Source organism: Bacteroidia bacterium (assembly GCA_025056095.1).
Taxonomy (GTDB): domain Bacteria; phylum Bacteroidota; class Bacteroidia; order JANWVE01; family JANWVE01; genus JANWVE01.
Genome location: JANWVW010000118.1, coordinates 1 through 8,634 on the forward strand (window position 1 = coordinate 1; position 8,634 = coordinate 8,634).

Below are 8,634 nucleotides of genomic sequence, written 5' to 3' on the forward strand. Positions count from 1 at the left end.
CGTTAGCGAAGCACCGAAGCGAAGCGTAGTGCGGAATGCCCCGACCCTTGCGTTAGCAAGGGGCACGCCCAAAAAATTAAAAAATCAAATCATCTTTCAGACTTAATCAACATGAAAAGGTTTTTTAGTCAAATAGCAGCTGCTTTGTACCTTAAGAATATTAAGAATACAAGACCTTCGCAGCTTTTATCTTACTGAAAATCAGCACTTATATCTGCATCCGTTTCAATTGCAATATCACACCAATAAAATATAACCAATTTACAATGATATTTTTACCATTTTTGCAAGTATCATGAAAACTTTGTACAGAACTCACACTTGCGGAGAACTACGTTTATCTAATCAAAATGAGATAGTTACCTTGTGCGGGTGGGTACAACGCATTCGCGAGCTTAAAGAACAAAACTTTGTAGATCTACGAGATAGATACGGAATTACACAGTTGGTATTTAGCCCACAATATGACGCAAAACTATACGAACAATCTAAGCAATTACAACGAGAAACAGTTATTCAAGTTACAGGTAAAGTAATAGAAAGAATTTCTAAAAATCCGAATTTGTCCACAGGTGAAATAGAAATTGTAGTATCTGACTTAAAAATACTCAATACGGCTAAAATTCCTCCGTTTTTAATTGAAAATGAAACAGACGGCAGCGAAGAGCTACGCATGCAATATAGATACTTGGACATTCGCAGACCTGTATTGAGAGATAATCTTATTTTACGACATAAGTTTACCCAAGCCGTACGCTACTACATGGATTCACAAGGTTTTATAGAAATAGAAACGCCTATGCTCATTAAATCCACTCCCGAAGGGGCAAGGGACTTTGTAGTGCCTAGCCGTATGAACAAAGGACAATTTTATGCTCTTCCGCAAAGTCCGCAAACTTTTAAACAGCTCTTAATGGTAGCAGGCATGGATAGGTATTTCCAGATTGTAAAGTGCTTTCGTGATGAAGACTTGCGCGCAGATAGACAACCCGAATTTACTCAAATAGACTGCGAAATGAGCTTTGTTGGTCAGGAAGATGTACTACAAACTTTTGAAGGATTAGTTAAGTATCTTTTCAAAACCTTAAAAGGAATAGACATTCCTGATTTACCCCGCATGCGGTACGAAGAAGCAATAAAAAACTACGGTACTGACAAACCTGACATTCGCTTTGATATGAAATTTGTAGAACTTAATGATGTTACCAAAGGTTGTGGTTTTGCTGTTTTTGATAGCGCAGAGTTAGTAGTAGGAATATGTGCCAAAGGTGCAGGGCAATTTACGCGTAAACAAATAGACTATCTGACCGATTTTGTCAAGAAACCTCAAATTGGTGCAAGTGGATTAGTATACGCCCGTATAGAAGCCGATGGAAGTGTAAAGTCTAATATAGATAAGTTCTATTCCCCTGAACAAAGACTAAAATGGAAAGAAAAATTTAAGGCTGAACCTGGCGATTTAATTTTGATACTTTCAGGTCAAACGAATAAAGTTCGTAAGCAGCTTTCAGAGCTGCGTTTAGAAGTTGCTTCACAGCTAGGATTAAGGGATAAAAATAAATATGCTTGTTTATGGGTTGTAGATTTTCCTCTTTTAGAATGGAGTGAAGAGGATAAGCGTTGGTATGCGATGCATCATCCTTTTACTTCGCCTAAGGCGGAGGATATTCCCCTTTTAGGAGTAGATAATGCCAAAGTACGGGCTAATGCATACGATTTAGTAATCAATGGAGTGGAGATAGGGGGAGGTTCAGTTCGGATTCACGATAAAGCTTTGCAAGCAAAAATGTTTGAGGTTTTAGGGTTATCTGCCCAGGAAGCAGAGCAAAAATTTGGTTTTTTAATGAATGCTTTTGAGTATGGTGCGCCCCCTCATGCAGGTTGTGCCTTTGGCTTAGATAGGTGGGTTATGCTTTTTGCAGGTGCAGATAGCATCCGAGATGTGATGGCATTCCCCAAAAATAATATGGGCAGAGATGTAATGATTGACGCCCCATCTTCCATTGACCCTAGCTTAATGAACGAACTTGGAATAGAAATAAAAAATTAGAGTTTGAATTACACACAAAGTTAACTTGTTTGTGCAGTTTATACATGAATGACTTACCTAAATAGCAAATTTGCCGTTGTTTTCATATATTTGCATAAATTATTCGCTCAATGTATGGAAATCCTGACATATATCATAGTAGGAATAAGTGGTTTAGCTGTTGGCGTTGGGATAGGAAGATACTTGCTCATAACTATATTAAAACAAAAAGAGCTCGCCGCAGAAGAAAAAGCTAAACTCATCCTTTCAGAAGCAGAAACAAAAGCTGAAAATCTCAAAAATCAAAAACTATTAGAAGCAAAAGAAAAACTTAGCGAACTAAAAATACAGCAAGAAGCAGAGTTTGCCAAAAAGCAAGTAGAAATTGCTACACTAGAAAGCAAAATAAAACATAGAGAAGCTACACTCAATCAAAAAATTGAGGAGTTCAAAAAGCAACAGCAAGAATTTAATAAAGCCCAGCAAGTTTTGGCTAAGCAGCAAGAGGAATATCTCAAAGGGCAAGAAGCGGTAAAACAAAAGTTAGAAAAATTGGAACTCAAACAAAAAGAAATTGAACAGCTGCACAAAGAACAAACAGAAATGTTAGAAAAAATAGCAGGGCTATCCGCGGAGGAAGCCAAAAAGCAGCTAATAGAACAGATTAAAGAAGAAGCTCAATCCAAAGCAGCTGCCTATGTAAAAAGCGTAATGGATGAAGCTAAAATCAATGCAAATAAAGAAGCACGTAAAATTATCATTCAGACTATACAGCGCACGGCAATTGAACATTCTATTGAAAATTGTGTCAGTGTCTTTCATATTGAGAATGATGAAGTAAAAGGGCGAATTATAGGTAGAGAAGGGCGAAATATTCGGGCTTTGGAAGCTGCTACAGGTGTTGAAATTATTGTAGATGATACTCCAGAAGCAATTATTCTTTCTGCGTTTGACCCTGTGCGCAGAGAAATTGCCCGTGTGGCTTTGCAGCGATTAGTAGCTGATGGGCGTATTCATCCCGCCCGAATTGAAGAGGTAGTTGCCAAAACCGCCCGTGATATTGAGGAAGAAATTGCTGAAATTGGACAAAGAACAGTATTAGATTTAGGTATTACAGGTTTACATCCTGAATTGGTCAAAATTGTAGGTAGAATGCGTTATCGCTCTTCTTATGGGCAAAACTTGCTTCAACACAGCCGCGAGGTAGCTAATCTTTGTGCAATTATGGCAGCAGAGCTTCGCTTGAATCCCAAAAAAGCCAAAAGAGCAGGACTTTTACATGATATTGGAAAAGTAATCACAGATGAACCTGAGCTACCTCATGCGATTTTAGGGATGCGTGTAGCCGAAAAGTACGGTGAAGCACCAGATGTATGTAATGCGATTGGAGCGCACCACGATGAAATTGAGATGACTACTTTGCTTAGTCCGATTGTCCAAGCTTGTGATGCTATCTCAGGAGCAAGACCTGGGGCAAGACGAGAGGTAATTGAAAGTTATATCAAACGTCTAAGAGATTTAGAAGCTATTGCTATGTCTTACCCTGGGGTAAGTAAAACTTACGCCATTCAAGCAGGGCGGGAACTTCGTGTAATGGTAGAAGCTGATAAGGTTTCTGATCAACAAGCGGATATGTTATCTCATGACATTTCTACCCGCATACAAGATGAAATGCAGTATCCTGGGCAGATTAAAATTACTGTTATTCGTGAAAAGCGTTCTATAGCTTACGCAAAGTAAAAGGTTTAATTTTCATTGATTTTTTTGGGCGTGCCCTTGCCCACACTTCGCTTGCGCTTGTGTGGGGCAAGGTCGGCGTGCTTCGGGCTACGCTATCGCTTCGGTGCTGCGCTTCGCTCCGCACTGGGCTAACGCCCACCCTCCGCATGCCTCACGCAAGAAGAATTTCTAACATAAAAACCTACTCTACAAACCTGTGTCATCTTTAACACTTAAAAACTTTTTTGCAAAAACTCTATTCATCAAACTTTTTTCGCCAAAACGGAGGTTTATATTTGTGTTCTAGCTCATTACCATTGTATATCTATTTTGTACCAGCTTTTAGCTATCCTTACCACAGCCAAACCTTGATTAAAAGATTCTACTTCATCATATTTACATGGAATAACTTTATCCCCTTTTCGATTGACAAAGCCCCACTTACCATTCAGTTGTACTGCTGCTAAACCTTCGCTGAACGCCTGAACAAAATCGTATCTACACGGAACAATTTCTTTTCCATCTGAATTAATGTATCCGTACTTACCATTTAATTTTACCTTAGCTAAACCTTCTATGAAACAATCAGCATATTCGTACTTGCATGGGATAACTTCCTCTCCTTTTTGATTGATGTATCCCCATTTACCGTTAAATTGTATTTGAGATAAACCTTCATGGAAAGGAAAAATATAATCATATCTGCAAGGCACAACCTCTTCACCTTTTATATTGATATATCCGTACTTGCCGTTTAATGACACTATAGCTAAATTTTCACAGAAAATTCCAATGCTATCATATTTACGATGTGTAATTTCTTCGCCTTCTTGATTAAGAAGCACCCACTTACAATTCAATTTTGCTTCGGCTACTCCTTCCTGAAAATTAGAAATTTTTTCATATTTGCAAGGTATAATTTCCTCACCTTTCAAATCAATATAGCCGTACTTACCATTTAACTTTACTTTGGCTAGTCCTTTCTTAAATCCCCAAACATAATCGTACTTGCAAGGTATAACTATCTTACCTTTAGCTGTGCGAAAGCCATATTTACCTCCCTCAGAATGACGAATAATTTTAGTATTTGCGTTTTCGTTATGTTTTGTAGAATTGATTGAAGACAAAACAAGATATATTCTATTTGACCAATTTATTGCCATTTTTTGTGTATCTTCTTTACCTAATACTTTCAAGAAAAACTCTTTCAAAGGTTCAGGTAATTGGCTAAAATGCCCGTGTTCTGGGGGTATTTGTTCAAAATACTCTCGTTTCTCTCCGAAGTGAACTAATCGCTCTTTGATAGCGCTAGGAATATCTACTACGTTTTTGTACGGCAGCTTAAAACTATTCCCTGCAAAAGGATGTATCCCTATTAAAATGTGGTAAAATATTACTGTCATACTAAATACATCCACAAAAGGTTCTAAAACTATATTTTTAATCTCTGCATGCTGGTAGCTAGGCGGTAGATATTCAGGGCTGTAAGCTGAAACTGAAAATACTTTATTACCGTTCTGTACAATTTGTACATTATCTAAATCTGCTAAATATACTTTACCTGTGTAATCAAAAATTAAGTTTTCAGGTTTGATATTCCCATGTACGTACTGTTGGCTTGCGTGCAGCTTTGTAATGGCTTTAGCAATACTGTAACACACTTTCAACTTAGCTACAAAACTATCAGCATGTTTGCGATCAAATTTTTGGTATTGAGAAAGATCAACGGAATTTACATGTTCAATAGGGAAGTTGAAGGTAGTCAAATACTTTACGGAGTATCCTTCTGCATAAGGTATTAGGATGCCTTTGAAATTGCATTGTGAATCATAGACTAAGCCTTGTATCCATAGTAGAGAGGACTCCGTTTGAGCAGCAGAATTATTTTGATAAAGGTAGTTGAGTTTTTCAATTTTTTCTTTCGTAATTTGAGTAGATTTATAGAGTTTTACGCAGTATTGTGTATAAGCTGAGGGTTCTTGAATACGATAGATTTGCCCCTCGCCCCATTGAGATATAGGATTACTGTGTAAAGTTATCCGTTCAAGAATTCCTTCTTGAAACACAAAAAGCTTCATGTTACGAAGATAAAAAATTTTGTTTTTTGCTGCAAGCTTAGATATTCTTTTGATAATGAGCTATTTGCGTGAGGCATGCGAAGGGCGTGCGTCAGCACGGTGCGAAGCGAAGCGCAGCACCGAAGCGTTAGCGTAGCCCGTAGCACGCCGACCTTTTGGGCATGAGCGCCAGCGAAATGCCCAAAAGGGCACGCCCAAAAAATTATTCAAAAACATATCCCTTATCTTTGCATTAAACAAACATGTCTGAACCACTTGAAAAATTGAAGTTGGATAAACTAAATCGTCTGTCAATTGAAGCCTTCAAGCAAAGTAAAAAATTTCCCGCAGTAGTGATAGTAGAAAATGTACGATCAGCTATGAACGTAGGGTCTATTTTCAGAACCTGCGATGCCTTTGCTATTGAAAAACTATACCTATGCGGTTATACACCTACGCCCCCGCATAAAGACATTATGCGCACAGCATTAGGAAGCATAGAAAGCGTAAATTGGGAACACTACCATCAAATTAACTCCCTTTTACAACAACTCAAATCCGATGGTTATACTCTCATCGCCCTTGAACAAACTAATAAAAGTACTCTCTTACAAAATTTACCTGCCGTAAAGCCCGCTGCCTTTATCGTGGGTAACGAAGTAGATGGTGTAAGCCAAGAAACCCTCTTACAGTGCGATACAATCGTAGAAATTCCACAATTTGGCACAAAACACTCCCTAAATGTAAGCGTAGCCACAGGAATAGTTTTATGGCATTGGCTTTATATCTCCCAAATCCAAAAATAAGGTTCAGTAATTGGCTTTTGTAAAATGCTTGACCAAAGTGCGTTTCCATATATTGCATAAGTATCTAAATAACTTTCGGAACGTTCCTGCCAAGTATTATGCGGTAAAAGATAGTTGTATAATTCACTTAATTTTTGATGAAAGATAGATGCATTTCTTTGTTTTTCTTTACGAATCTTTGTGTAAAAGTGCGACCAGTGTTTTTCCATGCGAGTTATAGCTGCCATAGCCGAAGCCTCTAAACCCAATTTTTGCTGCACCGTGTAGTCAATCAAAGTTTGCTTAAACTGCTCCCATTTATGCTTTATCTTTTGAACTTCTGTATCTTGGTCTATTTGAGCTTGAAAATAATCGGCTAAAAATTTCTCTTGGGTTGTATGCAGCAGCGTGAAAAGATCAATTTCGTGTTTTTTTATCCAAGCTAAATAGTTTGAAGGGATTTGCAAACCAAAATATCTCGGCACTAAAATAGGAAAAGGAACACTAAATGCTTCAAAAGTGCCTTTGAGAGATAGCCAATAGGCAATTTCATTAGGTCCGCCCACGTAAGCAAGGTTGGGCAAAATAAGTTCTTGATAAAGAGGTCTTAGCAGCACATTCGGACTAATGTGATACGGTCTATTAAAGTTAATGGTATGTTTTTGAGCATTCCACTTTTCGCGCTGATAGTTATCATAAATGTAAAACAAGTTAATCGGTTGAGGATTGGCGTAGGTTTTATAGCCTAGCTGGTGCAACTCTGCTAAGGTTTGCCGAACTTTTGTATAAGTAGTGTTCTGTTCTATTTCTTGTTGAGCAATAGGTAAAAATTTTGATTTAAGTTCATTTACTTGGGCATCTAAAACAAGTATGCCTAAATGCCCAAACATTTGTTGAATAAAAAGCCGAGTAGCTTGCTTTAATGTAAAATGAGGTTGATAGCTTTGAGTGAGTATTTTTTTTATTGCAGGGGCGTAAATACCTTTTTCAAGATGTGTAAAAACAAGGTCAAGAGTATCACGTATACCTTTTAACGGTAAATTTCCAGTAACACCTTGATAATCAGTAGGATAATATATTTTACTTCGTTGAATGGATAGCGATTGAATTTCTGCTATATCATGGTCTTCTGAAGCTAGCCAAAAAATAGGTACAATTTTGTAATTTGAGGAAAGTTGTTGGAGATGTTGGGCATACGCAATGGTAGCCAAAATTTTGTATGCCACAAACCAAGGTCCCCCAAATAGACATAATTGGTGTCCTGTGGTTACGGTAAAGGTATTGGGATTTTTGAGTGCTTGTAGGTTCTCTTTTTGAACAGAATACAAAGAAATGCCCTCATACTGTTGAGTAAGTACAGAGTAAAGTAGTTGGCGGTCTATGGACCTTTGGTCTTGGAATTTAGCTAAATCTTCCAACGAAGAGATTTCAGTGTAGTGCGTTCCGTAGTAGGGTTTTAATTCGGGATTTTTATCTATATAGTCGCGAAAAAGGGCGGGAAGTGCAGCTAATTTTTGTAGTTCAATCATTTTTGTATGTCGCGAGGAGAGTTCATTGCCCATTTCATTAAATTTTTTACTTCATATATTGTAAAAACGAGGTATGTTACAAAAAAAGCAACGACAAACTGCACTTTGAAGGGTTTGAATTGCCATACGCAAATTAGCGTAGCTAAGATGCTTAATGCAAATTTGACCAACATACTACTAATAATTTTGTTCATAAATACATAATGTTGAGTGTTTTGGATACCTTGATAGATTATCCATGCGGAAAGTAGGGCTATGCTACCTGATGTAAGTATAGCAATACTGGCTATCCATATTCCTGTTTGGTTTGCCCACGCGTAAAATATCGGTAGCAGAATTACAGTTGTAAGTAAAATTAAGAGAGATAAGTTTTTTATGTAGTTTGTCATACTTTTGCAAAGGTACGTAAAGATAGGCTATTTGTTTTTGTAAAATTTATTTTGGGCGTGCCCCTTGCTGACGCAAGGGTCGGGGCATTCCGCACTGCGCTTCGCTTCGGTACTTCGCTAACGCTT

The 8,634-nt window shown here is 37.7% G+C and carries 8 protein-coding genes; 3 read left to right on the forward strand and 5 right to left on the reverse strand.

Annotated elements, in window-relative coordinates; all coding sequences use genetic code 11:
* Positions 1-304 precede the first annotated feature (304 nt).
* Both aspS and rny read left to right on the forward strand, forming a co-directional pair.
* Positions 305-2,050, forward strand: coding sequence for an aspartate--tRNA ligase (aspS, locus tag NZ519_09205; protein ID MCS7028930.1), 1,746 nt, complete (start codon positions 305-307; stop codon positions 2,048-2,050).
* A 114-nt stretch (positions 2,051-2,164) separates the two neighbouring features.
* Positions 2,165-3,769, forward strand: coding sequence for a ribonuclease Y (gene rny, locus NZ519_09210; protein ID MCS7028931.1), 1,605 nt, complete (start codon positions 2,165-2,167; stop codon positions 3,767-3,769).
* Here rny and NZ519_09215 read toward each other — a convergent pair.
* From NZ519_09215 to NZ519_09225, 3 genes are all read right to left on the reverse strand, one after another.
* The gene (locus NZ519_09215; protein ID MCS7028932.1) at positions 3,750-3,917 is read right to left on the reverse strand and encodes a hypothetical protein; all 168 of its coding nucleotides are present in this window, start codon (positions 3,915-3,917) and stop codon (positions 3,750-3,752) included. The genes rny and NZ519_09215 overlap by 20 nt on opposite strands.
* 142 nt (positions 3,918-4,059) lie before the next feature.
* Complete coding sequence (locus NZ519_09220) at positions 4,060-5,826, reverse strand: WG repeat-containing protein (protein ID MCS7028933.1); 1,767 nt, start codon at positions 5,824-5,826, stop codon at positions 4,060-4,062.
* A 60-nt stretch (positions 5,827-5,886) separates the two neighbouring features.
* Positions 5,887-6,024 carry a hypothetical protein gene (locus NZ519_09225; protein MCS7028934.1) on the reverse strand — a complete coding sequence of 46 codons (138 nt, stop codon included), beginning with the start codon at positions 6,022-6,024 and terminating at the stop codon, positions 5,887-5,889.
* Positions 6,025-6,068: 44 nt separating this feature from the next.
* On the opposite strand from NZ519_09225, the gene NZ519_09230 reads away from it, so the two are divergent.
* Positions 6,069-6,611, forward strand: coding sequence for an RNA methyltransferase (locus NZ519_09230; protein ID MCS7028935.1), 543 nt, complete (start codon positions 6,069-6,071; stop codon positions 6,609-6,611).
* Here the strand turns inward: NZ519_09230 and bshC are convergent.
* Together bshC and NZ519_09240 are read right to left on the reverse strand one after the other, a co-directional pair.
* Entirely contained in the window at positions 6,587-8,152 is a 1,566-nt protein-coding gene (gene bshC, locus NZ519_09235) for a bacillithiol biosynthesis cysteine-adding enzyme BshC (GenBank protein ID MCS7028936.1), read from the reverse strand. The two genes, NZ519_09230 and bshC, sit on opposite strands and share 25 nt — an antisense overlap.
* Positions 8,116-8,508 (reverse strand): hypothetical protein, encoded by a 393-nt coding sequence (locus NZ519_09240; GenBank protein MCS7028937.1) that lies wholly within the window; start codon positions 8,506-8,508, stop codon positions 8,116-8,118. Before NZ519_09240 ends, bshC begins: the two co-directional genes overlap by 37 nt.
* Positions 8,509-8,634 lie beyond the last annotated feature (126 nt).